At 43.6% G+C, this 587-nt stretch carries 1 protein-coding gene; it reads right to left on the reverse strand.

Annotation, left to right across the window (positions count from 1 at the left end):
- The coding region (locus AB4496_RS28380) for a deoxyribodipyrimidine photo-lyase (RefSeq protein ID WP_372133395.1) at positions 1-580 on the reverse strand (580 nt) is incomplete at its 3' end.
- Positions 581-587 lie beyond the last annotated feature (7 nt).

A 587-nucleotide genomic window follows, 5' to 3' on the forward strand; every position in this document is an offset into this window, starting at 1 on the left:
TCGATGTCGATGTCGATGCTAGTCTCACTGCTGGTGGTAGAGCTGAAATAACCGTCTCATTGCGATTAACGTCTAAGTGTTCGACTAGCTTTCTAAATTTGGTAAACGAGCTCGGGACTTTTGATAATTCAAACGGCATCTCATGTGAGTCAAACAAGGTCGAGTGGTGTGGCAAACATGTTATTAAGTCAGGGTGACGACTTTGTAGTGAATGAATCAATTGTCTCTCATCGTAACCGCAGTGTGCATTGGCGAAAAAGTGGGTGACGTGTTGTGTAGCAATGATTTGGCTGAGTGTTTGCTCGGCTGCGTCTGGTTCTAAATGATTACTGTGAATCACAACCAGTTGCTGCCCAAGCCTCACTAAATTCGATTCTAAATTGTCTATTGATTGTGAAACAAAAGTCTGGCGATGCGCGCCATAACTTTGCTCTTGCGCGAGATCAGCAGAGAAACGAACCAAAGTGGGTTCGACAATCGCGCAAATGAGTTTGTCGACGCTCTGTGCTGCGCAATGGAGCAATTGATTGTCGTTGATTCTTAAGTCGTTTGTAAAAAGATAGAGACCAATCTTTTTCATTACTTAC

It is taken from the genome of Vibrio sp. 10N.222.46.A1, assembly GCF_041473595.1.
Classification (GTDB): Bacteria; Pseudomonadota; Gammaproteobacteria; order Enterobacterales; family Vibrionaceae; genus Vibrio; species Vibrio tasmaniensis_A.